This is a genomic window from Flavobacterium ardleyense, assembly GCF_033547075.1.
Taxonomy (GTDB): domain Bacteria; phylum Bacteroidota; class Bacteroidia; order Flavobacteriales; family Flavobacteriaceae; genus Flavobacterium; species Flavobacterium ardleyense_A.
Genome location: NZ_CP137891.1, coordinates 2224685 through 2249106 on the forward strand (window position 1 = coordinate 2224685; position 24422 = coordinate 2249106).

Genomic DNA, 24422 nt, shown 5'->3' on the forward strand with positions numbered 1-24422 from the left:
TTTTAAAAATCTTGCTGCTCCTCAAAAATGGTTACACAAATCCCGATATGATCGCTTAACTTTTTGTCCAAATTAAAAATTTCAACTGCAGTTTTCTTCTCATTTAAAAATTCATTGCTAATTACAATATGATCAACATTCTCAGAAATTTCGCTAGTTAGGTTTTTCATTTATAATTTTTCAAAAGCTTCATTAAGTGTATTTCTAGCTTTATGACTAGGATACGCATAGCCAGAAAAGGAAATATTTAGATCACCAATGATGAAATTTGATATTTAGAAATCAAATTTTTTCTAATCGTAAAGTTATATATGTAGAAAGTGTTATATTTTAGAATGGAGAATCAGCATCTGTTCGAAAACAGTTATTCTTGTATTTATTGTTAATGTACTCTATAAAACTATTTGTTAGTTCAATGAGGTTTAAAATTTGCTGTTTTGAGGTTAATACTAGATTATCTTCTTTATCTATACCACTTCTATGCACAAAATCATGCCGCAACTTTATCTGTGAAACCAACTTAGGTATTTCTTTAAAACTTCTCAAATCGTAGTTGTAAATATCAAATATTCTAATCATTTTAGGAATGTTGTGATATAGGAGATTATTTAGATCTTCCTTAATTTTATTATTAATCGACTTTCTCATCGAAATAATTTGATTAAGTGGAACCACTTCTTTCTTATATGGTTCGTAATTTTCAATAAAAGTATTAATAGTATCCTCTGAATAAAAAACCGTATAGATTAAAATCTCGTTTAAGTAAGTTTCTACTGCGGTTACAACTCCAGAAAAAACTAAACGATTTAAGGACTGCTCTATAATAAATTCGCCAAATTCCTGGTCTATTAGCTGCTGAAATCTATTAATTTGTGAATAGTAAAATACTTTTGATTTATATGGAGAAGATTTTTCATACAGTTCGAGATTGTCTTGATCAGAGTATTCTAAGAAATGTATTGTTTCTTCATCTCGCATTTCTGTTGAAAAAGTTTTTGAAGTACAGGAGGTCGTGTAATTCATCACACTTCCACACTCATAGCACATAACACTTTCTTCATTTATAATTGGTATGTCTGGATTATCAAATACTAAATCCAACTCAATTGAAGATTTATATTTACACTTTCCGCATATAATTTCTAAATTTATCGCTCTATTTAAGACAACTGGAATTTGAATAATATTCATTAAGTTCTTTTCAAGTTATAGCTTTGCTGTTGTAGACATTCAAATGTATCAATTTAAAAAGTTATTTTAAAGAAATCGTACTACAAATCCCAATTTGTTTACTTTGATTTTTATTTTATTTAAACTCCTAATTTCCGTTTTCTTCCCTCTTAATAAATCTTTATAAAGTTCAATATGGTCCAAATTTTCGACAATCTTAACAATCATGTCTAGCATTTCTAATTTTGTGAAAGGTGCATTCAAGGCATTTGGAACTTTATGACTTGGTTACGTATAACTATAAAAGAAATCAATGTGAAGATTTCCGCGATCTGATCAAAATGACGGCCCGAATTTAGTCTAATAAAGTTGCGCCTAAAAAAAATCTTAAAAAATAAAAGAGACCACAATTTTCCTTTCAAAAAACTGTAATCTCTTTATATATTTAATTGCGAATATTTACATACTTTTCACAAAATCCAAGAAGACTTTTTTGTGCAATTCTAAATCTAAATCTGGCGAGAGTGATGCGCGAACGATATAATCTTTGTCGCCTTCCTTGGTGGTTCCTTGTGTGGATGTTGCGGGAATAGTCCAGTAACAACCTTTTAATTGGCCATAACTAACGCAAAATTTGCTCTCATTTGGAATTTCGCTAATCATTAAATTGATTAATTTGAGATTCAACTCACGCTTATGAGCTTCTTTCTCTTCGGGCGTATTCCCTTTTGTAGGAAGGTCTAACGAGAAAACCGAAGGTGTAAAATCGTGATTGGCAAGTTCGTCGGACACAAAATTAATTTTGGCAGCCGGTAAAACTTCGTGAATGAAATTCACAAATTCGCGGGTATTTCTGTAAGCATTTTTAATACGCTGATTCATCGACGGCAATTGCTTGGCCAAAATCGAATATTGAAGATCAGTAGCCTCGTTGTCGCAAAGATTGAGATGAAGCTCGATTTTGCCCATCAAATCATTGGTTTTTGCATTTCCAACTACGTATCCTGCAGTACATTTCCCGCCGCTTGGAAACTTGGATCCGCTGGCATACGAAATAGCTCGAACGGTTGAAAGAATTTCGCCTTCGCCCAGAAAATGAACGTTTGGACAGAAAGTCTGGTCTAAAATAAATATTGAATCAACAGCGTCCTCGCCATTGGCAGTTTTGCGTTTTTTGCTCAAAACAGCTTTCAGATCTTCAAGATTCGGAACTTCGACACGTGGATTGGTCGGAATTTCGGCGATAATATATGGAACTGCATCGTCGTGGGCAATTTTCTCCAGAATACTGTCGATACTGCGCACCATTTCGTTGTCGCCATCGACTGGTAAATCTACAACTTCAACATTTTCAAGGCAATCTGCCACGCGTCGCGCTTGGTCGTTTGTCCCGCCGTAGCAGTTTGGGGGGACGATAAATTTGATCGCTTTTTCAGGATGATTCTGAATCGCATCGTGTACAGCGCCAATCATAATCGCGTATTGCATCGAAAGGCCGCTAGAGGCAACTAATGCTTTGCTAGTAGTTCCAGTAATTTTATTAAGTAAATCTTTGACGCTCTTTTTGTCCGCTTTAAGATTACTTTCTAGTGTTGGCAAAGTTGAATTTTCGGTGAGCATTTTCAGCGCAGTCAAAGTATCTGCCGGGGTCATCGCAATGGTTTCGCGACGTCTAAAATGCTGAATATCTGAAATATATTTTTCGTTCTCTTTTCCATTTATCAGCAGAATACTTCCAAGCGTTGGAAGAATACTCACTAGAAAGTCAATATTGGAATTCAGTTGATAATTACCAACTGTCTCATCTTGGTGAATGAAGATCGTGCTTCCATCAAAAGCTGCAATATCTTCTTGGTTATCAATTTTATTTAAATCGAATTTGAATCCGTAGACTTTCTTAATAATTTCAGCATCAAAGAAGTCTGGAAGTTTGTCGGTATAAAGAATCTGAGTGTTTTTATTTTCTAATAAATTCGTACGTAAAACCGCCAAAATAGGAGTAGTCTGCGAAGAGAAAATAATGATGTTATCGGGGTTTAAATTCTGCAATTTGGCAATTCCCCATTCGAGAATACAAGAAAGTGGATGTCCTAATCTAATATAGTCGTAAGCGGTTGGAAGTGCTGCTAATGCTGAAGTCTCGAAATTATTTATTTCAAAAAGACTCTGAAATTTCTGTAAGAATTCAGTTTTTGCCAACTCTTCATCGTAAATATCTAGTCGATGTGTGGTTAGTTTTAGCCAATCGCTTGGCATATTTTGAAGGACATTTTTTATATAAGGAAGTAGATTATTTTCTTTCATAATTTGCTAGGTAATTGAGGTGGCAAAGGTAGGGAAAAATGGAATAAGATAGGAAGGGAGGAAGATAGGAAGGGAGAATGATAAGAAGATAGGAAGGAAGGAAGATAGGAAGACAGGAAGGGAGGAAGATAGGAAGACGGGAAGATAGGAAGATAGGAAGAGAGAATGATAAGAAGATAGGAAGATAGGAAGAGAGAATGATAAGAAGATAGGAAGGGAGGAAGGGAGGAAGATAGGAGGAGAAGAAGATAGGAAAATATGAGAAGAGAGATAGAATGATAAGAGGATAGGATGATAAGAAGATAGGTAATGAGTGCTCAGTGTTTGATGTATATAACTTAATTCTTCGATTATAGAAACTCTAAAATACAACTTATCAATGCGACGTGCTTTGGCCGATTTTAGTCAAGACAATGAGAAATTTGAGAGAAAATGCGCTCGTGTTGTATGGTTTATGCTACTAATTTCGCTTTCCAATTCGGAAGTGTAAATTATAATATCGACCATTTAAAATTCGAAAATTTCCACTATAAACTTATCAATACGATTGAGCTTCAACTGATTTTTTGAAATATAAAAAAACAAATTCGTCAAATTATTTACTGTGTAAACGCCAGTGTGCTACCTACCTCTCCTCGGTTGCTGAGCTTGTCGAAGTATTGGAGAGGGCGGGGGGAGGATCCTATCCCACCAAATTCACCCCGGCATATTTCCCATCTTTATCCACACTTATCTGTATCTGATGACCCCAAAAAATATCATCGTCGTGACAGTAAATTTGTGAAGAAAAGTTATCATTAAAAATAATGGTGTCTATTGACACTCTTTTTCGAAAATTTTCGGGAGTAATTTCCGTTTCAGTTTCTTTTGTAATCTCATTTACTTCGAGCCACGTGTCATTTTTTAATTTTACCATTTCATCTTCAATAGCCGATAACATGTTTTTATAAAAAGCATTTTCTATTTGATGATCAACAAATGCCATCAAATAATTTAACTTCTCTGCAGTTGTGTTGTAAACATTTACATCAAATGCAATTTCATCAGATGTAAATATTCCTTCGTACCATTCAAAGTCCTCATTGTAAATTAACGGGCCAATTGAGGGAATTGTAAGTAAAAGATTTTTGACCTCTGACTTACTATCTTCGTTGTCTTGATATTTTTTGTTTGATAATGACGAAAATGCATCGTCAAGGTCACGATCAGTAAAAGAATTAAAAAATTGCAGTTTATCTAGAACTTCAGCTATATTGGTTGTTATAGGCTCTGCATCTTCCCTGAAAATTTCAATTTGGTTGTCAAGAATTTTTAATCCTACATATTTATTATTTTTGGGTAAGATGATATTATTCTGAGAATTCCCTTGATCTGATACCCTAGTGATGGTTACGCCATATTGAAAATTCTCTCCTGCCGGTGGACAGTTGCGTACTGTTTGTTTTCCATCTAAATTTTGCGAATCAAATTTTCTTAAGGTCAATAAAACAGAGTTTGTCGTATTTACAGCTACTAGAGGAGCGAATTCGTTAAGGTACTCATTAAGATTACTTGGATTACCGTTTCGAGCTTGCTCTAACATCTCCATTAAATTATAATTCCAAGTTTTTTCTATTTTTTCAGGAAGAAGGTTTTGAGAATTCATGAGAAAGGAATTTTAAATTTCAAGTTTAAATTAGTAATAAGGAAGCAGAAAATACGCGTCTGTCGAATAATTTAAGTTTTGTTTATTATAATTTAAATTCTGCCTTTAGCACGAAATCAAAAAAATTGGTAAAAAAGTTGTTTATCTATTTTCTGATTTAACTATTGGGAATTCATCTGCTGCTTTACTATAAATGGCACTTGCAGTTGCAGGATCCGAAAAGCTGCATTCAAAATTTAACCGTAATTTAAATTACTGTGTGATGGTTTTTTAAAACTTCGCAACGTTCTGAAACACTTTAGTTGCTATTGGAGACGTCTCCCCGCGCAAGGGGTGGGAGCGGCATCCTTTGCTGCCAACTAAAAATTTGAAATTTGAAAACAATTGCTGTGGCAGCAAAGATACAGTGGACGACCCGACCTTCGCCAAACGAAAATTTCAACGGTAGCAACATTCGTTGTGGCGAAGGATGCGCCCAAAAAAAAGCGGAAAACGTAAAAATTCTTTAATTATTGATAAATTTTATCGCTTCTTGAATATTCTTGTCATGCATCAAATCTTCAAAATTATCTTGCTTTACCACGGTGACATCCGGAATCATCTGCTCATAAAATTTTCCATTTCGATCACAGTCATAGCCAACAGTTAAAGTCATATATGCGCTGAAAGCTAAATCGGCAATTCGATTGGTAGTAGTTTTTCCAAAAGTTTTATCGCCAATAAAAATGGTATTTTCGCGACCTTTAAAAGACATAGCAGTGACTTCGCCCGAACTAGCTGTGACCATATTCGTGATAACTGTGACTTTTACTTTATCCATAAGTGCTCCTTTTGGATTAATATAGTGCGTTGTTTTGCCATTTTCTTGATACTTTCCTTTTGATAATTTGACCGTAAGAACTTGTTGTTTATCAATGTCAAGGGCGCCCCAAACATCATTGTCGCCAAGAAAATCATAAAGCGCCAAAATCATTGGCATGCAGTCGCCGCCCGTATTAAATCTCAAATCAATGATCCATCCTTTTAAGTTTGTTGAAGTCTTAATTGCATTAATCGCATCATACATCGGCTGTGATTGCTTGTGAATATTCTTTTTGCTTCGATCTTCAAAAGTCATTCCCGGCATTAAAATATAGCCATATTTATTGTCTAAAACCTTTATTTCAAATTTTGGATTGCTTGCAAATTTCTTTTGCCATTCCGCGCTGAAATCTTTTGCTTTTGGTCCTGAAAAATTTCCAGCATAATTAGAATTATTATAATATACTCTCGAATGATCTGCTTTCGCAAAATCAAAGATGGTTGAAACTTCCTTCAAAGAAGTCTGAAAGTCATTATGTTCCCTGATATTTTGATTTACTTCTGACTTGATTTTGGGCCAATCTACTTTGTCTTTATATAGATAGCCGCTTTCCATAACCGAAAATAGTTTGTTGTAGAAAATATGAATACTATCTTGAGAAGTTTTCGCTTTTTGAGCATTTAAAGTAGAAGTAAAGCACAGAATACAGAGGATTGACAGGATTTTATACATAGAAGATTTTAAAATTTGTATATTTTGAAGATAGAAATATAGTGGCAGTATGCTTATTCCTTTAGAAATTTCTTTATAATTTTCCCTTGCGTAGAAAACACCTCAATAATATACAGTCCTTTCGAAAGTTTTTCAACATCAACTTCTCTAGAATTACTCGTTTGTATAGTAATTACTTTCCCAGAAATATCCGAAATTATTACCTTTTCGATTTGCAGTTCGGTTTCTAAAGTCAAAATATTATTGGCCGGATTCGGGTAAAGGGAAAGATTTAGGTTTGAATACGTACTAAAGTTATTTACCGACAATGAATTAATAAAATCGAAAATTAACTCAGGACATGCAGGAGATGCTACCATTGTCCAATCACTGATTCCGTTTTCGATGCAAATAGAGCGAACGAAAAACACAATGCATCCGGGTGGTAAACCTGTAATAACGTATGGCCTACTAACGGTAACACTTATCGGAACTGCGGGAGCCTCATCTCCAATTTGGTAATTTGGAATAGCTCCAATTTCCCACGCAATGGCAGTACCATTTTCAGTCCAATCTAATGTAACTGTATTGTTACTATATTCTATAATAGAGAAATTTGTTGGAGCTAGACACTGTGCATTCGCAGTAAGAAAGCTTGAACAAAAAACTAAAAGTAGAAGTTTTTTCATAGTTAGGAATATTGTAAAATAAAGGAAAATAATTTTACTTGCTAAAATATTAAAAAAGACTTCACTTTTACAATTAGTTACAAAATTCTCTAAATATCCCCTCAAATCAATTCTTCCCCACAAAATCAGCTATCTTTGCAAAAAAATTATTATGTCCAAACTTTTATCCGATTTAGGAATTAATCCTCAACTTCAACAAGCTTTAACCAATTTAGAAATCAGCGTTGCTACCGATATTCAGGAGCAAGTGATCCCGATTATTCTAAATAAAACCGAAGATATTGTTGCGCTTGCCAAAACTGGAACGGGTAAAACTGCGGCTTTTGGATTGCCACTTTTGCAGCTGGTAAATCTAAAAGCTGAGACTATTCAAACGGTAATTTTGTCGCCAACGCGCGAGTTAAGTCAGCAGATTTATAACAATTTGGTCGGCTTTGCAAAGCATCTTCCAGGAGTGTCAATCGCTTTGCTTACAGGAGGAAGTCCAATCAAATCGCAGATCGAAGAACTGAAATCTACGACTCATATTGTGGTGGCAACTCCAGGTCGTTTCTTAGATTTATTGGAGAAAAATGCTTTGGATATAAAGTCGCTAAAAAATCTAGTTTTAGATGAAGCAGACGAAATGTTTCAAGCGTTAAAAGAAGATTTAATGCCGATTTTGAAAGCGATGCCCAAAAATCGCCGCACGCTTTTGTTTAGTGCGACAATGCCGGGTGAGCTCAAAGAAATCGTTCATAACTATATGTCCAAAAATGTAATTTCTGTTAGTTCAGAAATGGCAACTTTGGGCCACGAAGGCATTAATCACCAATATATGGTGGTCGATCCGATTGAGAAATTGGATGTGCTTTTACACTTTTTGAGCACTCAAGAAGGCGGAAGAGGAATTATTTTCTGTAAAACCAAAGCGGCGGTCAATAAACTGGCGAAAAATCTGGCGATGCGCAAAATCTCTTCAGGAGCTTTGCACGGCAGTTTAAGTCAGGGAATTCGGGATCGTATTATGGAGCAATTTCGCGCTGGATATATTGATATTCTGGTTGCTACCGACTTGGTTGCGAGGGGAATCGACGTAAAAGAATTGGCTTATGTAGTCAATTATCACCTGCCAGACACCTACGAAGCTTATGTGCACCGTTCTGGTCGTACCGGTCGTGCGGGTGCAAAGGGACTTTCGATGACCATTTTGCAGCCTGAGGAAGTGGGTGAGATTGCTGATTTTGAAAAAGAATTGGGTATCAAATTCATCGCTGCCAACAAAGCTACTCAAGAAGATATCGAGTGGAATAACACCTTGGTCTGGGCCAAGAAAGTTTTTAAAACCAAGCCTAATCGCGAGGTTCCAGAAGATATCAAGCATCAGATAAAGACAATTTTTCACCATCTTACCAAAGAGGAATTGGTGGACAAAGTTCTGGCGAATTATCTAGCAGAGAAGGGTACTTCGACAAGCTCAGCAACCGCAGCTCGACAGGCTTAGTAACCGCAGCTCGGCAAGGTCAATTACCTGTGAGAGAGTAGAGATTGGGTAGATGGAGTTAGTTATTTTTAAGGCTATTTGTGGACTTATTTGTTTTGACAATCTGTCGTGAATAGGTCAATCATCATTGTCAATTAGTGACTAAATTGAGCTAAGTATCTGCATCAGAATTACTAAAATTGAAAATCGTCTTTAGCTACATAAGAATTTTATTATTTTATATGATAAATTTTTTAAAGCTTTTTTAAATAGGGCAGAAAATAAACTTTTTGGCTGATACTCGTTTTTAATATACTCGTGCTACTCTTAAAAACTTTCATCAGGAAGATTTTAAGTAAAATATAGTACCGCTGATAATTTATTTTGTGATTTTTTATGATCTTTAAATGAAATAATCTATTTCAAAAAAAGCATTATTTTGGAATACTTCTCTTTTATTAATTTAGAAAATTTATTTCCTTATATAGACATATGATACATCAAAATATGACTCTGAGTACTATTCATCAGATTTAAATTCTTTAAATGAAGTACGATTTTTGAATATTTGTTTATTTAATAATTCAATATCAATCGTAGTATTCATATGCAGAAAACTTCTTGATTTCAGAAATTTAACCAACAATTTTTACCGTAAATAAAGTAAATATTCACGTTTTCAAAATTTAGAAAACGTGAAATTTCTATTCTAATAATTTGCGGTTTGAGAAGTAGGAAAGTATGGAATACTTGGCCATCACGATCAGTATTTAAGCTGTAGCTATTGCTAAATTGCAAATTTCTTTTTATTGCTAAAACTCTTATGCTGACTGTATTTCCCTCTTTATAACTTTTTTATCTTATACAATTTTGTCGCCAACATTTTTATTTTAAATTGAAGTTCGATTTTCAATAACATTTATACCCTTACCATTAGGTCAGTTCCTTTTAACGCCTAACCAGTATTATCGCTATTTTAAATTGCATTGGCGGCATCGTAGCCCGCTTTGATAGCGTTCGAAATATTGGAAACCTTTGAACAGTCGCCTACTTCTACGACAGAAATGCCGAGGTCACTTAAAGCTGCCGTGTCAAATTTCACGGGATGCGATCCACTCGCCATCACAACATGGTCGCACGCAACTTTCACAACATTACCTTTAGAATCTTCGCAAATTAATTCACCCACAGTAATGTTAGTGACTTTGTGTTCTGTAAATTGCGCCACTCCATGCTTATTAAATAGTTCAAGCATTGTAGGTAAAACAGTGGAGCCGATCTCGCTAGCAATTTTTTCGCGCATTTCCACTATAGAGACTTTACAGCCTTGCTCCGCAAGATATTCAGCTGTTTCACAACCTACCATACCACCTCCTATAATTGCCACACGTCCAGATACGTTTTGCTCACCTGCGAGCACCTTCCAAGCATCATATACATTAGGACCATTCACACCAGCGATTGGAGGAATAAAATTAGTTGCGCCAACTGCTACAATCACAGCTTCTGGTTTCAATGCCAGAATACTCTCCGTGGTGGCATTTTCGCCCATCCGTACTATGACGCCATTGGAGTGTATAGCGTACTCGAGGTCTTCCACAGTACGAAGTATTTCACTCTTCCGTGGAGGTTTGTCTGCGATGTTCAATTGCCCACCCAATTTGGTGTCTTTTTCAATTAGCGTTACATGATGTCCTTTAATTGCAGCAACCCGTGCGGCTTCAAGCCCAGCAGGACCGCCTCCGATGACCACCACTTTTTTCTTTAGATTGGTCTGAGTGATGATACGCGTTTCTTCAAAGCCGTTTTCCGCATTTACGACACAGGCGATAAACCCACCTTTCATTACCGCATCTACGCAGCCCTCGTTGCAACAGATACATCGAATAATACTTTGTGCCTTTCCAGCGGCAGCCTTATTTATCCAATCAGGATCTGCCAAGAGTGCACGCCCAATTCCCACCATATCAACCTTGCCAGCTTCAAGTAATTCTTCTGCCATCTCAGGATCGATGATTCGCCCGGAAGTGCTGACAGGAATTGTTACCGCTTGCTTAACTGTACTTGCGATATCTGCAAAGAAACAATAGGGTTGTACACCCATCGGAGGAATTGTATCTGCCAAATTTCCTGTATGGTTCGCCTGAGCAACATGCAGCATGTGTACACCAGCTTCTTCAAGCAACTTTGCAAACTGCGCAGCATCAGCCTGATCTATGCCGCCTCTTCCTAGTGTTGGCGTAACTACAGGCAATTTATATTCGATTATCATATCAGGCACAGCCTCTCTTAGCGCTTTTACCAACATTAGTGCAAAACGGATTCTGTTTTCTAGACTTCCTCCAAACTTGTCAGTTCGATAATTCATTTTCGTGCTGCATAGTGATCCCACAAGTCTGTCCCCATGTACCTGGATGGCATCAATCCCCGCTTTTTGAGCGCGTATAGCACAGTTGCACATCTTTTTAAGGATTTCCATCAACGCTTCTTCTGTCACTTCGTTAACAAAATTTTCCATGTCGTGGTGTAATCGAGCACGTACTTTGTCCTGTTGACCATTGGCAAACATTAGGTTGAGAGCATCTACATCATATTCTGGATGAAAAATTTGTACACCGATTTTTGCACCATATGCATGTACATTGTCTGCGAGCAATTTAAAACTTTCAATTTGGCTATCTTCATAAAGCTTTGGCGTTGGAGCAAAACTTCGGATAGGTGCTACATCACCAAGAACGATATAACCCACACCGCCCTTAGCAAGTCGGGTATAAAAAGCACGACTTTGTGCACTTATACTTCCGTCCTTAGCTTCGTAGCCCGTGGTGAGCGGAGGAAGCAATAGCCGATTCTTAAATGTAACTCCACCAATGGTAATAGGTTCTAATATTTTCATCATGATTTGAATTAATTATAAAAGTCAAGTAATTCGCTGACCTTTATCTAATTATTTTAATTTCTAAATTGACTATTTAATTCTATTGACTTTCCCTAATTTAGATATATCAGTTTTTACGTCTGCCGGGTTGCCATAGTAATTTATATTACCTATCCCTTTCATTGAAATATCGATGCTTTCTTCAGCATAAACAGATAAATTCTCTACCCCTTCGCTAACTACTTGTACCTTTTTCGACTTAAATTCTGAAGCATCAATCTCTCCTAATCCTATCGAATTAATTGAGGTCATATCTGAAGTTCCTTTTATTTTTATAGAGCCAATTGATTTAGAGATTAAGTTGAATTTCTCCACTTGGATATCGTCTATAATAATTTCTCCAACTCCTTTGTTATCAATGCTCAATTCATCACCAATAAATTTATTCTTAAAGTGTAGGATGCCTATACTTTCAAAATTTACTTTCGCTAAATGAGGTGAACCAACTTTTACAACAAGTTTCTTTTTTCCGCTAAACTTTTGCTTATTTCTCAGTTTTAAATCAAGGGTTCCGTGATCATTTGATACTTTTAGAGCTTCAATTAAAGAAGAATTACCCGAAACATTTAAATAAGCACTATCGGATTGTTCATAAAATACTTCACCGATTAGTTCTAAATTCAAACTTGTAAATTCGGAAATATCGTAAGTCTTTAAAGTGTTGGAATCGGACTTTACATCTTTGCAGGATACCAGAGGTGCTAGTGCAAAAACCGCGGTAAATATAATAATTGCTTTTTTCATGATTTCTAGTTATAGTTTTATTAATATAATTTTTTTCTACCTAGATTATTTTATCTAGAGCATATATTAGTATTATTTAGTTTCGAACTTTTAGAACCAACCGAATAAAAAAATTAAGATTTATTCCATTTATCTATTGTTTTCCTAATTTCATTTGACAAATGGGTTTGAAATTCATGTAGTTGTCTTAAGTCATCATTGAACTCTTTGCTGTTTGACTGCACTCTAAATTCTAATACATCTTCAAGAAGCAGATTGAAGGAGCTCATGCTTCTTTCAAATCCTTTTTTCCAACCATCAACATCTATCATAAAATAGCGTTTCCTATCACCACTAAAAGTTCGGTAAGTGAGCGTACCTTCTTTCAAATACATATTCACAGCATTACTAATCGAGCTTTTACCAGCACTTAAAAACTCTACAATGTCATCAAAGCTACGATAGGGTGGGTCTGATAATAGCAAATAAGCGAATACTCTCCCCTCGATAGGTGTTCTACCATATTTTTCTATGGATACACCTAACTTTTCTACTTTATCTTTTAATATTGCCTGATCACTCATAATACAAATATAGCACTTTATTTTAGTTCTATAGACACAGAACTAAAAAGTCATTTCAAGGATATAGATTTTAGGTGGTGCAATGCGAAGACTCTGTAACTTTTGTAAAACTACTTAAAAATTCGCCTATGGTATCTTGGCAGTCGCCAAAAAACGGCAACTCAACAAAGTCAATTTGGTACAGGTAAGGGCAGGTAATGCAAAAAAGTGATGGAAAACACTCAAAAACTCTCGATTATTTTACTCCATAAAAAAAGAGGACTTTAAATCCTCTCGATCCCGATCGCTATCGGGACTCATAACTCTTTTACGACAACTCCATAGGGATGGAATCTCAACCGGTTCTCTCGATAATAATCGGGACAAGCTGTTCAATAAAGGCTTCATTGCTTCGCCAGGTCGGATACGGCCTCGGGTGTTGGCTTTTCAAGCCAAACGAAGCCTTTGCTGTTAGTGGTTGTCGCTTATTTCAATCTTAGGGTTTAGAATGTGTCTTCGGTCTGGATTGTTTCCCGTTTCTTTAAATAATATATCGGTAACGTTTTCCAATAGTAGTGCTTCTTTTAATCTTGGAGAAATATATGTTCTGCTAGAAAATATTGGTAAAGAGAATAAATCCAAATCTTTGTCAAAATTATCTTTTAAAACAATTTTTTCTGCTCGCCAACTTACTCCAAATAAATCTTTTTCTTGAATAGTTTGATTGATAAATAATTTGTCATTTGGGTGGTTTTTATAAAGATTATTTATTTCTGCCGAGATTAAATGATTAAATTTTTTAACGGCGTATAAATTTGAAATAGATTTGATTTTTAAATCAATAACTTTTTCATTTTTCGTATATGTTATTTCACTTTTGGAAAAATCGATGAAATCGTGATAATCTGAAATGTCTTTGCAATCGAAATTGAACCAATGATAATTATATCTAACAAGCTTTTTGGAAAACAGAGTTTTTTCCTTTCGATAGACTTCTGCTTGAATAAACTCGTGACTTGGTAGTTTATGTTTTTGAAGTATAGTTTTGACTCTGTCATTAACAATAAAATCTTGTAAAGAATGAACGAAATCATTTATTGAGTTAAACTCTTTTTCATCGTACAGTTTAATCCAAACTGGTGGCTTCTCAGAAGGAAATTTTTTATGTTCAGTTATGTAATCTCTATAACTATGAATATTATAAGAAAGATCATAACATTCATCCATAATTTCTCCGGAAGATGAATCATTTACAATTAGGATTTCATATTTCATAAGATGTTTCGTTTTCTGCGTTGCGATAACCACTAACGGTCTCATGCTTTGCCAGGTTTGGGACTGAATTAAGATTAATTATGCGATTAAACACGAATTTTCCAAGCACAAGACCCACTTTAAATTTAAGCCTAGAACCCAAATCTCGCAAAACATCGTGTTAGGCGAAGATTTATTCTTCAGCAAAACCGTAATTTTCTGTAGTTTTTAATATCCATTTAATTTTAGAATATTTTTTCCGAAGAGTTTTTTCTAAACATTCGTTTTTATCTTTACGATAATTGGTTAAGTCAACAAAAATTGTTTTTGAATATGGAAGTTTGCCAATTTCATTTTCGATATTATCACAATGACTGTCTAAAAATTTCACATATAAAGGTTTTGTCGATTTTACTATATAAATTTCATCATTAAAATATCTTTGAGAATTTTCTATTGCATCTTCAAGTTTGGTTTCATCTTTAAATATTTTCGCAATTATTTCATAAGTTTTAATAATTAGTTTTCCTTCTTCTGACTTTTCATTTGGAGAATAAAATACCTTTTTTGACTTTATCTTCTGTGAATTTTCAGTTTCTAAATATATGTTTATTCCATCTTCTGGAGGGAATTCAGAAGTTCTTAGTTTAGATAATCGCACCAAAATACTTTCAAGTTCTTGGAATTTAGAATATTCAGGTTTAACTTCAAATTTGATTTCTTTGGGTAAAAATTTTCTAATACTTTCTAAATCAGTTGAGTCAATAAATTTCCAAGTGTTTTTCGAAATGGAATCTGCTAATGAATATTCGTATGGAATTGAAGCAATAATTTTTTTTGATTTATTGTCCAACTCTATTTTAAAACTATTGTAAAAAGAAGGAGAAGAAATAAATATAATCTTTTCTGTTTCAAATTTTTTTTTATCCGCACAACTAATAATTATAAATAACAATAAAATAATAAATGCTAATTTTTTCATTAAGTTTCTGATTTTATGCGGTTTCCAAAATTTTCGCCTAACATTTTACGGCTTTGCGAGGTTGCGAACTTCGTGACCGAGATTTTTCGGCTAAAATAAAATTTCTTGCGAGAGATAAACGTGAATTTACCACATAATTCGCCATTTATGCAAACCGCTGTTGAACTAAACCTACGGTAGTGTATTGCGGAAAATTGCAGTCCTTTGTAAAACTAATTAAAATTTATTTATAATGATAAAAAAAAGAAGATGAGTTAGTTGGGTCACCAACAATCATCAATCGAGCAGTTGCAGAAGTACCTGGATTTGGGGAATTACTTCACCGATACAAACGGTCTATGTCAATTTTAGGCAGGAGCGAAAGCACGTATCGAAATTATGCCCAGCACGTTGCCGCTATGGCATTGCATTTCGGAAAAATCCCCACCGAACTTGATGTAGAGCAAGTACAAGAATACTTATACATCTTGCAAAAGCGTTCCAAAACGCCTTCCTTAACCTACTTCAAGCACACCGTTTACGGACTTCGATTTATGCTAAAATCGGAAGGTTTGCCTTATGAGTTTTTGCATTTACCATCGATTAAACACGACAAAAAACTTCCAACTGTTCTGAGCAAAGAGGAAGTGTGGCGGTTGCTTAAAAGCTGTCATCTGCTCAAACACAAAGTCCTTATTGGATTGCTGTATGGTTGTGGACTGCGTTGTATGGAAGTTCGAAGTCTGCGCTTGCAAGATCTTGATTTTGATCGAATGCAACTCAAAGTCGTTCAAGGCAAAGGCAAAAAAGATCGATATGTTCCCTTATCCATCCATTTAATTCGAGGTTTAAAATCCTATATCCAAGCCGAAAAACCAAAGATATATTTGTTCAACGGACAACCGGCAGGCCGTGCCGGTGGTGATTTTGACTCTCGATATTCGCAGCGCGGTGTGCAACCTGCCCCGTTACAAATTAAATATGAGTAAAAAATTGAATTCAAAAATTTATAACGGGGTGCGGCGGTCAAGCAAGCTTGCAAAGTTGCTGGAATTACCAAGGATGTTTGTGTGCACACACTGCGCCACACTTTTGCCACGCATTTGCTAGAAGATGGACTCGATATTATCAGTTTAAAGAATCTTTTGGGACACGAGAATATTGAGACGACGATGGAATATTTGCACATTGCACAACTCGATACTCAGAAAGCCTTTAGTCCTCTCGATACTTTATTTGCAAAATACAGTTCCAATGGAAGTGCAGATTGATCGCAGCCGATGTGAAGTTGCCGATGTGCTCGAAAAATTAGGTACTGGTATTGAAAATTTAGGATTAAATACTTGGCAGTTGCGAACGCTATCAGCGCTGAAAATGTGCAGAACCGCCGCTTTGGGCGGACATATCGATGCGTGTGAAGATTGTGGAACAGTCAAAATAAGTTACAACTCCTGCCGCAACCGACATCGCCTTCACCCCGTTACAAATTAATAAACAAGAATAACAAAAAATTTGTAACGGGGCAGGGTGTCAAGGCAAAAATCGAGACGATTGGATACAAGCTCGGATGAGTGAACTTTTGCCTGTACCGTATTTTCACGTGGTGTTTACATTGCCTGACAGTATTAATTCCTTGGCGATACAGCAACCGAAATTAGTTTATGATATTCTTTTTGAATCGGCTTGGGCAACTTTAAAAACCTTTGGCAAAAAGAATGCGTTGCAGACTGGTATGATTGCAGTTTTGCACACGCTTGCCCCGTTAGAAATCTAACTGATTTTTTAATCTATTTTTTAAATATCTTCTTCCCATTCCACTTTTTAGATACTTTTCTCTAGCAATAGCATCTTGTTTATTAAATGAAACTTCATAATACAAAATTTTCCACGGCATCTTTTTGCTCGTCGTTAGTGTCCTACCAGAATTATGCTGTATAATTCTTTCATCTAAGTTTGAAGTATATCCTATATACCAAGAATTATCCATTTGTGAAATTAATACATAAACATAATATTTTTCCATTTTGTAAAAGTATAAAAATTTCTAACGGGGTGCGGGACAGAATTTATCCTTGCATCCGCACCTGCATTGTATTGTTCCGGGTGGAGGCGTCGATAAAAATGGTTCTTGGGTTAATATTCGAAATGATGGTAAATTTCTTTTCCCTGTAAAGGCATTATCGAAAGTGTACCGAGCCAAATTTTGCGAGGCATTAAAAGCTAAAAATCCTGATGATTATACCCAAGTTAAAAAGGGATTATGGGCAAAACCTTGGGTTTGCTAGAGAAACCAAAGCAGTAGCAATCAGAAAATGCCAATGTTGTAAAGTGGGAAATTTGCATACCATTCTGATTTTTGACACCCGCGGTCCGCCTTTATGGTATCTTGGCAGTAGCCAAAAAACGGCAACTCAACAAAGTTAATTTGGTACGGGTAAGGGCAGGTATGCAACAAAGTGAAGAGAAACACTCAAAAACTCTCGATTATATTACCCCATAAAAAAAGAGGACTTCTAATCCTCTTGATATCCTCATAACTCTTTTACGATAACTCCATAGGGATGGAATCTCAACCGGTTCCGTTCAACAAAGGCTTCATTGTTGGCTTTTCAAGCCCAACGAAGCCTTAGCTGTTAGGCACAGGCTTTTATTTTTCCAGTATCTTTAATTTCCATTAATATCTTTTCAAGTTCAGCAGTTATTGTTTTTTGAGATTTTGAGCTCTTTGTTCGCAATGGTTTCTCCCAATTTTTATTTTCAACCACTTTGATTATAAATTCTCCGTCATTATTCGAAGCATCTCCATACCAACCTAAATCAATTACCAAGTTTGAATATTTAAATACAATTTGAAGTAAATCCTCTAATAAATATAAGTCACTTTTCTCTTCGGAATATTCGGTTGCAGGATCGTAAGTGAAAAATTCATTTTTATTAATCTTGCAGCCACTTGGGATTTTTAATCTCTGCAATTCTACTTTCATATTTTTTTCGTTTAATGAACCTGTTAATTTTGATATCTATCATTCTTCCAACAGCGTGTATTCAGCTTGTGCCTAACGTCTCGTGGCTTGCAGAAGTGGCGAACTTCGTAACCGAGATTTTTCCGCTAAGATAAAAATCTCTTGCGAAAGATAAACGTCAATTTACCACATATTTCGCCATTTTTGCAAACCGCTGTTGAACTAAACCTTCGGTAGTGTATTGCGGAAAATTTGAGTCCTTTGTAAGACTAATTAAAATTTATTTATAATGATAAAAAAAAGAAGATGAGTTAGTTGGGTCACCAACAATCATCAATCGAGCAGTTGCAGAAGTACCTGGATTTGGGGAATTACTTCACCGATACAAACGGTCTATGTCAATTTTAGGCAGGAGCGAAAGTACGTATCGGAATTATGCGCAACATGTTGCCGCTATGGCATTGCATTTCGGAAAAATCCCCACCGAACTTGATGTAGAGCAAGTACAAGAATACTTATACATCCTGCAAAAGCGTTCCAAAACGCCTTCCTTAACCTACTTCAAGCACACCGTTTACGGACTTCGATTTATGCTAAAATCGGAAGGTTTGCCTTATGAGTTTTTGCATTTACCATCGATTAAACACGACAAAAAACTTCCAACTGTTCTGAGCAAAGAGGAAGTGTGGCGGTTGCTTAAAAGCTGTCATCTGCTCAAACACAAAGTCCTTATTGGATTGCTGTATGGTTGTGGACTGCGTTGTATGGAAGTTCGAAGTCTGCGCTTGCAACCCCGATAGCTATCGGGGTTGATTTTGATCGAATGCAACTCAAAGTCGTTCAAGGCAAAGGCAAAAAAGATCGATATGTTCCCTTATCCATCCATTTAATTCGAGGTTTAAAATCCTATATCCAAGCCGAAAAACCAAAGATATATTTGTTCAACGGACAACCGGCAGGCCGTGCCGGTGGTGATTTTGACTCTCGATATTCGCAGCGCGGTGTGCAACCTGCCCCGTTACAAATTAAATATGAGTAAAAAATTGAATTCAAAAATTTGTAACGGGGTGCGGCGGTCAAGCAAGCTTGCAAAGTTGCTGGAATTACCAAGGATGTTTGTGTGCACACACTGCGCCACACTTTTGCCACGCATTTGCTAGAAGATGGACTCGATATTATCAGTTTAAAGAATCTTTTGGGACACGAGAATATTGAGACGACGATGGAATATTTGCACATTGCACAACTCGATACTCAGAAAGCCTTTAGTCCTCTCGATACTTTATTTGCAAAATACAGTTCCAATGGAAGTGCAGATTGATCGCAGCCGATGTGAAGTTGCCGATGTGCTCGAAAAATTAGGTACTGGTATTGAAAATTTAGGATTAAATACTTGGCAGTTGCGAACGCTATCAGCGCTGAAAATGTGCAGAACCGCCGCTTTGGGCGGACATATCGATGCGTGTGAAGATTGTGGAACAGTCAAAATAAGTTACAACTCCTGCCGCAACCGACATTGCCTTCACCCCGTTACAAATTAATAAACAAGAATAACAAAAAATTTGTAACGGGGCAGGGTGCCAAGGCAAAAATCGAGACGATTGGATACAAGCTCGGATGAGTGAACTTTTGCCTGTACCGTATTTTCACGTGGTGTTTACATTGCCTGACAGTATTAATTCCTTGGCGATACAGCAACCGAAATTAGTTTATGATATTCTTTTTGAATCTGCTTGGGCAACTTTAAAAACCTTTGGCAAAAAGAATGCGTTGCAGACTGGTATGATTGCAGTTTTGCATACTTGGGGACAAAATTTATCCTTGCATCCACACCTTCATTGTATTGTGCCCGGTGGAGGCGTGGATAAAGATGGTGGTTGGGTTAATATTAGAAGTGATGGTAAATTTCTTTTTCATGTAAAGGCACTTTCAAAAGTGTATCGAGCAAAGTTTTGCGATGTATTAAAAGCTAAAAATCCTGATGATTATACCCAAGTTAAAAAGGGATTATGGGCAAAACCTTGGGTAGTATATGCAAAGAAACCTTTTGGCAGCGCACATTCTGTAGTAGAATATCTTGGACGATACACTCACAAAGTAGCCATTAGCAACAACCGAATCCAAGAAGTTGATGACAAGAATGTGACTTTTAAGTACAAGGATTATCGGCAAAATGGAACTAAGAAAAAGATGGTATTATCTCACGGTGAATTTATCCGACGTTTTGCACTGCATATTCTACCAAAACGATTTGTGAAAATCAGACATTATGGTTTTTTGAGTAGCAATTGGAAACGCCAAAAGCTTCAGGATCTGCAGAAGAAAATGAACTTTACACCAATTGCTAGAGAAACCAAAGTAGCACCAATCAGAAAATGCCAATGCTGTAAAGTGGGAAACTTGCATACCATTCTGATTTTTGACAAGAGAGGTCCGCCTGCTTGGTATCTTGGCAGTAGCCAAAAAACGGCAACCCAACAAAGTTAATTTGGTACGGGTAAGGGCAGGTATGCAACAAAGTGAAGGGAAACACTCAAAAACTCTCGATTATTTTACTCCATAAAAAAAGAGGACTTCTAATCCTCTTGATCCCGATCGCTATCGGGACTGATAACTCTTTTACGATAACTCCATAGGGATGGAATCTCAACCGGTTCCGTTCAACAAAGGCTTCATTGTTGGCTTTTCAAGCCCAACGAATCCTTAGCTGTTGGCAGATCGGTTTTCTTTCCTTTTCAATTTTATTTTTATAGAAATTCTAAATTTTTACAGGTATTTTAAGTTCAAAGGTTTTAAATCCATTACTACTTTTATACGAAAGGAATATTTTTAATTTTCCATCTTCTAAATCTTCTTTTTTAGGTGACATTTCTATCAACAATTCATTTTCATTATTCCCTTTCAAAAATCGAATAGTTTTTCCAGATAAATTTACATTTTTTGGATTAATATTCTCAAATTTAAATTTAGTTTGCGTTTGAATATTCGCTTCCAAATATTTATTACCCGTCAAGATTTCAAAAGTTATTTTTTCTTTTCCGTTAATAAATTCAAAATTTTCATTTGTTAATTTATTTATTTTAGTTGCGCAACTTGCTAAAATTAAAACGACAATAAAAGTTGTAATTATCTTAATCTTCAATATTTTCATTTTTTATAAATTAATTTAATATTCTGTTTTTCTGCGGTTTACTAAACTGTCTGCCAACGTTCCCGCGCTTGGCGTCAGTTGCGAACTTCGGAACTGATTATTTTCTATTAAAGATAATATTTCTTGCGAAACGTGAACGTGAATTTACCACAAAATTCGCAATTGCGCCAAACGTGTGTTGAACTAAACCTTCGGTAGTGTATTGCGGAAAATTTGAGTCCTTTGTAAAACTAATTAAAATTTATTTACAATGATAAAAAAAAGAAGATGAGTTAGTTGGATCACCAACAATCATCAATCGAGCAGTTGCAGAAGTACCTGGATTTGGGGAATTACTTCACCGATTCAAACGGTCTATGTCAATTTTAGGCAGGAGCGAAAGCACGTATCGAAATTATGCCCAGCACGTTGCCGCTATGGCATTGCATTTCGGAAAAATCCCCACCGAACTTGATGTAGAGCAAGTACAAGAATACTTATACATCCTGCAAAAGCGTTCCAAAACGCCTTCCTTAACCTATTTTAAGCATACCGTTTACGGACTTCGATTTATGCTAAAATCGGAAGGTTTACCTTATGAGTTTTTGCATTTACCATCGATTAAACACGACAAAAAACTTCCCACCGTTCTGAGCAAAGAGGAAGTGTGGCGGTTGCTTAAAAGCTGTCATCTGCTCAAACACAAAGTTCTTATTGGACTGCTGTATGGCTGTGGACTGCGCTGTATGGAAGTTCGAAGTCTGCGCTTGCAGGATCTTGATTTTGATCGAATGCAACTCAAAGTCGTTCAAGGCAAAGGCAAAAAAGATCGATATGTTCCCTTATCCATCCATTTAATTCGAGGTTTAAAATCCTATATCCAAGCTGAAAAACCAAAGATATATTTGTTCAACGGACAACCTGCAGGTCGTGCCGGTGGTGATTTTGACTCCCGCTATTCGCAGCGCGGTGTGCAATGGGCGGTCAAGCAAGCTTGTAAAGTTGCTGGAATTACCAAAGATGTTTGTGTCCACACACTGCGCCACACTTTTGCTACACATTTGCTAGAAGATGGACTCGATATTATCAGTTTAAAGAATCTTTTGGGGCACGAGAATATTGAGACGACGATGGAATATTTGCACATTGCGCAGCTCGATACTCAGAAAGCCTTTAGTCCTCTCGATACTTTATTTGCTAAATGCAGTTCCAATGGAAGTGCAGATTGATCGCAGTCGAAGTGAAGTTGCCGATGTGCTCGAAAAGTTAGGTGCTGGTATAGAAAATTTAGGATTAAATACCTGGCAGTTGCGAACGCTCTCAGCGGTGAGAAGGTGCAGAACCGCCGCTTTGGGCGGACATATCGATGCGTGTGAAGATTGTGGAACAGTCAAAATAAGTTACAACTCCTGTCGCAACCGACATTGTCCGAAGTGTCAAGGCAAAAATCGAGACGATTGGATACAAGCTCGGATGAGTGAACTTTTGCCAGTACCGTATTTTCACGTGGTGTTTACATTACCAGACAGTATTAATTCTTTGGCAATGCAGCACCCGAAATTGGTTTACGATATTCTTTTTGAATCGGCTTGGGCGACTTTAAAAACCTTTGGCAAAAAAAATACGTTGCAGACCGGTATGATTGCAGTTTTGCACACCTGGGGACAGAATTTATCCTTGCATCCGCACCTGCATTGTATTGTTCCGGGCGGTGGCGTGGATAAAAATGGTGCTTGGGTTAACATCCGAAATGACGGTAAATTTCTTTTTCCTGTAAAGGCATTATCGAAAGTGTACCGAGCCAAATTTTGCGACGCATTAAAGGCTCGAAATCCTGATGGCTATACCAAAGTGAAAAAGGATCTATGGGCAAAACCCTGGGTAGTATTTGCCAAGAAACCTTTTGGTAGCGCGCATTCTGTGGTAGAATATCTTGGGAGATATACTCACAAAATAGCCATTAGCAACAACCGAATCCAAGGAATTGATGACAAGAATGTGACTTTTAAGTACAAGGATTATCGGCAAAATGGAACTAAGAAACAGATGGTATTGTCTCACGGTGAATTTATCCGACGTTTTGCAATGCATATTCTACCAAAACGATTTGTAAAGATCAGACATTATGGTTTTTTGAGTAGCAATTGGAAACGCCAAAAGCTTCAGGATCTGCAGAAGAAAATGAACTTTACACCAATTGCTAGAGAAACCAAAGCAGTAGCAATCAGAAAATGCCAATGTTGTAAAGTGGGAAACTTGCATACCATTCTGATTTTTGACAAGAGAGGTCCGCCTGCTTGGTATCTTGGCAGTGGCCAAAAAACGGCAGCCCAACAAAGTTAATTTGGTACGGGTAAGGGCAGGTATGCACCAAAGTGAAGAGAAACACTCCAAAACTCTCGATTATTTTACTCCATAAAAAAAGAGGACTACTAATCCTCTCGATATCCTCATAACTCTTTTACGATAACTCCATAGGGATGGAATCTCAACCGGTTCCGTTCAACAAAGGCTTCATTGTTGGCTTTTCAAGCCCAACGAAGCCTTAGCTGTTGTGCGTTCGGTTTTTTATTTAGTTAATTTTCCCAAGGATTTACAAATTCTTTCCAATTCAGCCATTGCGCTTTTATTTCATTAATTAGTTTTTCTCCTGCAAAAGCAATTGTCTTTTCGTGAGTTTGATAAATTACCCAATCTGTATTTTCATTTGTGAAAAATATATCCGGTGAATCGTATTCTTTTATTTGGATTTCATTATAAATCTTTTCTTCTTTCGCTTCATTAAATGAATAAATTTTACCATTATTTAAACTTGACAATATTTTATTTAGATTCTCATAACCAAAATTTTTTTCAAAATCTTCAGTTTCAAAGTATATAGTATTTTCTTTAATTATTCCGCTTAATGGAATCCAAAAATTGTATGGATTAATATTCCACTTTTTTTTAAGATAAGTTTTTACATTTTCAATCTCCATTTCTGCTATTAAATTTTACTTTCAATTTTTATGATTATATTCTCTAATTGGACTTTTTTTTCTACGTTCCGCTAAACTGACGCACAACGGTTTCGCGCTTGGCGAGGTTGGGAACTAAATTAAACTAAT

Annotated in this window: 21 protein-coding genes and 4 pseudogenes; 10 read left to right on the forward strand and 15 right to left on the reverse strand. The window is 36.1% G+C overall.

Annotated elements, in window-relative coordinates; all coding sequences use genetic code 11:
- Positions 1–2: 2 nt before the first annotated feature.
- From SBO79_RS09580 to SBO79_RS09605, 6 genes are all read right to left on the reverse strand, one after another.
- A complete protein-coding gene (locus SBO79_RS09580; RefSeq protein ID WP_318640199.1) occupies positions 3–170 on the reverse strand; it encodes a hypothetical protein in 168 nt (55 codons plus the stop codon).
- A gap of 160 nt (positions 171–330) precedes the next feature.
- A complete protein-coding gene (locus tag SBO79_RS09585) occupies positions 331–1101 on the reverse strand; it encodes a hypothetical protein (RefSeq protein WP_318640200.1) in 771 nt (256 codons plus the stop codon).
- 528 nt (positions 1102–1629) lie between these two features.
- Positions 1630–3474 carry a PLP-dependent aminotransferase family protein gene (locus tag SBO79_RS09590; RefSeq protein ID WP_318640201.1) on the reverse strand — a complete coding sequence of 615 codons (1845 nt, stop codon included), beginning with the start codon at positions 3472–3474 and terminating at the stop codon, positions 1630–1632.
- A gap of 682 nt (positions 3475–4156) precedes the next feature.
- Complete coding sequence (locus tag SBO79_RS09595) at positions 4157–5119, reverse strand: DUF2262 domain-containing protein (RefSeq protein WP_318640202.1); 963 nt, start codon at positions 5117–5119, stop codon at positions 4157–4159.
- A gap of 505 nt (positions 5120–5624) precedes the next feature.
- Positions 5625–6653: a S41 family peptidase gene (locus tag SBO79_RS09600; RefSeq protein ID WP_318640203.1), complete on the reverse strand. Its 1029-nt coding sequence runs from the start codon at positions 6651–6653 to the stop codon at positions 5625–5627.
- 53 nt (positions 6654–6706) lie between these two features.
- Entirely contained in the window at positions 6707–7321 is a 615-nt protein-coding gene (locus SBO79_RS09605) for a T9SS type A sorting domain-containing protein (protein WP_318640204.1), read from the reverse strand.
- Positions 7322–7472: 151 nt separating this feature from the next.
- Here SBO79_RS09605 and SBO79_RS09610 point away from each other — a divergent pair, with 151 nt between their 5' ends.
- Positions 7473–8804, forward strand: a complete 1332-nt coding sequence (locus SBO79_RS09610) for a DEAD/DEAH box helicase (protein ID WP_318640205.1) — start codon at positions 7473–7475, stop codon at positions 8802–8804.
- A gap of 955 nt (positions 8805–9759) precedes the next feature.
- Here SBO79_RS09610 and bilR read toward each other — a convergent pair.
- The 5 genes from bilR to SBO79_RS09635 form a co-directional block, all read right to left on the reverse strand.
- Positions 9760–11682 carry a bilirubin reductase, long form gene (gene bilR, locus SBO79_RS09615; protein WP_318640206.1) on the reverse strand — a complete coding sequence of 641 codons (1923 nt, stop codon included), beginning with the start codon at positions 11680–11682 and terminating at the stop codon, positions 9760–9762.
- 69 nt (positions 11683–11751) lie between these two features.
- Positions 11752–12465: a head GIN domain-containing protein gene (locus SBO79_RS09620; protein WP_318640207.1), complete on the reverse strand. Its 714-nt coding sequence runs from the start codon at positions 12463–12465 to the stop codon at positions 11752–11754.
- A gap of 113 nt (positions 12466–12578) precedes the next feature.
- Positions 12579–13028, reverse strand: coding sequence for a GbsR/MarR family transcriptional regulator (locus tag SBO79_RS09625; RefSeq protein ID WP_318640208.1), 450 nt, complete (start codon positions 13026–13028; stop codon positions 12579–12581).
- Positions 13029–13478: 450 nt separating this feature from the next.
- A complete protein-coding gene (locus SBO79_RS09630; RefSeq protein ID WP_318640209.1) occupies positions 13479–14282 on the reverse strand; it encodes a hypothetical protein in 804 nt (267 codons plus the stop codon).
- A 172-nt stretch (positions 14283–14454) separates the two neighbouring features.
- Positions 14455–15243, reverse strand: a complete 789-nt coding sequence (locus SBO79_RS09635) for a hypothetical protein (RefSeq protein WP_318640210.1) — start codon at positions 15241–15243, stop codon at positions 14455–14457.
- Between the two features lie 533 nt (positions 15244–15776).
- On the opposite strand from SBO79_RS09635, the pseudogene SBO79_RS09640 reads away from it, so the two are divergent.
- Both SBO79_RS09640 and SBO79_RS09645 read left to right on the forward strand, forming a co-directional pair.
- Positions 15777–16493 (forward strand): annotated as a pseudogene (locus SBO79_RS09640) (tyrosine-type recombinase/integrase).
- Positions 16477–16975: pseudogene (locus tag SBO79_RS09645) on the forward strand (IS91 family transposase); the annotation flags it as partial. The pseudogenes SBO79_RS09640 and SBO79_RS09645, both read left to right, overlap by 17 nt.
- Before the next feature lie 9 nt (positions 16976–16984).
- On the opposite strand, the gene SBO79_RS09650 reads toward SBO79_RS09645, so the two are convergent.
- Entirely contained in the window at positions 16985–17245 is a 261-nt protein-coding gene (locus tag SBO79_RS09650; protein WP_318640211.1) for a GIY-YIG nuclease family protein, read from the reverse strand.
- A gap of 34 nt (positions 17246–17279) precedes the next feature.
- On the opposite strand from SBO79_RS09650, the pseudogene SBO79_RS13980 reads away from it, so the two are divergent.
- Positions 17280–17646: pseudogene (locus tag SBO79_RS13980) on the forward strand (transposase); the annotation flags it as partial.
- Between the two features lie 209 nt (positions 17647–17855).
- Here SBO79_RS13980 and SBO79_RS09660 read toward each other — a convergent pair.
- The gene (locus SBO79_RS09660; RefSeq protein WP_318640212.1) at positions 17856–18206 is read right to left on the reverse strand and encodes a hypothetical protein; all 351 of its coding nucleotides are present in this window, start codon (positions 18204–18206) and stop codon (positions 17856–17858) included.
- Between the two features lie 374 nt (positions 18207–18580).
- Between SBO79_RS09660 and SBO79_RS09665 the strand changes: the two genes are divergently transcribed.
- The 4 genes and pseudogenes from SBO79_RS09665 (at position 18581) to SBO79_RS09680 (ending at position 20672) form a co-directional block, all read left to right on the forward strand.
- Positions 18581–18985: a site-specific integrase gene (locus SBO79_RS09665; RefSeq protein WP_318640213.1), complete on the forward strand. Its 405-nt coding sequence runs from the start codon at positions 18581–18583 to the stop codon at positions 18983–18985.
- Positions 18986–19008: 23 nt separating this feature from the next.
- A complete protein-coding gene (locus SBO79_RS09670; RefSeq protein WP_318640214.1) occupies positions 19009–19224 on the forward strand; it encodes a site-specific integrase in 216 nt (71 codons plus the stop codon).
- Between the two features lie 81 nt (positions 19225–19305).
- Positions 19306–19506, forward strand: a complete 201-nt coding sequence (locus tag SBO79_RS09675; protein ID WP_318640215.1) for a tyrosine-type recombinase/integrase — start codon at positions 19306–19308, stop codon at positions 19504–19506.
- A pseudogene (locus SBO79_RS09680) lies at positions 19490–20672 on the forward strand (IS91 family transposase). Before SBO79_RS09675 ends, SBO79_RS09680 begins: the two are co-directional and overlap by 17 nt.
- 271 nt (positions 20673–20943) lie before the next feature.
- Here SBO79_RS09680 and SBO79_RS09685 read toward each other — a convergent pair.
- Positions 20944–21327, reverse strand: a complete 384-nt coding sequence (locus tag SBO79_RS09685) for a hypothetical protein (protein ID WP_318640216.1) — start codon at positions 21325–21327, stop codon at positions 20944–20946.
- A gap of 365 nt (positions 21328–21692) precedes the next feature.
- Here SBO79_RS09685 and SBO79_RS09690 point away from each other — a divergent pair, with 365 nt between their 5' ends.
- Both SBO79_RS09690 and SBO79_RS09695 read left to right on the forward strand, forming a co-directional pair.
- A complete protein-coding gene (locus SBO79_RS09690) occupies positions 21693–22544 on the forward strand; it encodes a tyrosine-type recombinase/integrase (RefSeq protein ID WP_318640217.1) in 852 nt (283 codons plus the stop codon).
- Entirely contained in the window at positions 22528–23658 is a 1131-nt protein-coding gene (locus tag SBO79_RS09695) for an IS91 family transposase (RefSeq protein WP_318640218.1), read from the forward strand. Before SBO79_RS09690 ends, SBO79_RS09695 begins: the two co-directional genes overlap by 17 nt.
- Positions 23659–23891: 233 nt before the next feature.
- On the opposite strand, the gene SBO79_RS09700 is transcribed toward SBO79_RS09695, so the two are convergent.
- Positions 23892–24293, reverse strand: a complete 402-nt coding sequence (locus SBO79_RS09700; protein WP_318640219.1) for a hypothetical protein — start codon at positions 24291–24293, stop codon at positions 23892–23894.
- Positions 24294–24422 lie beyond the last annotated feature (129 nt).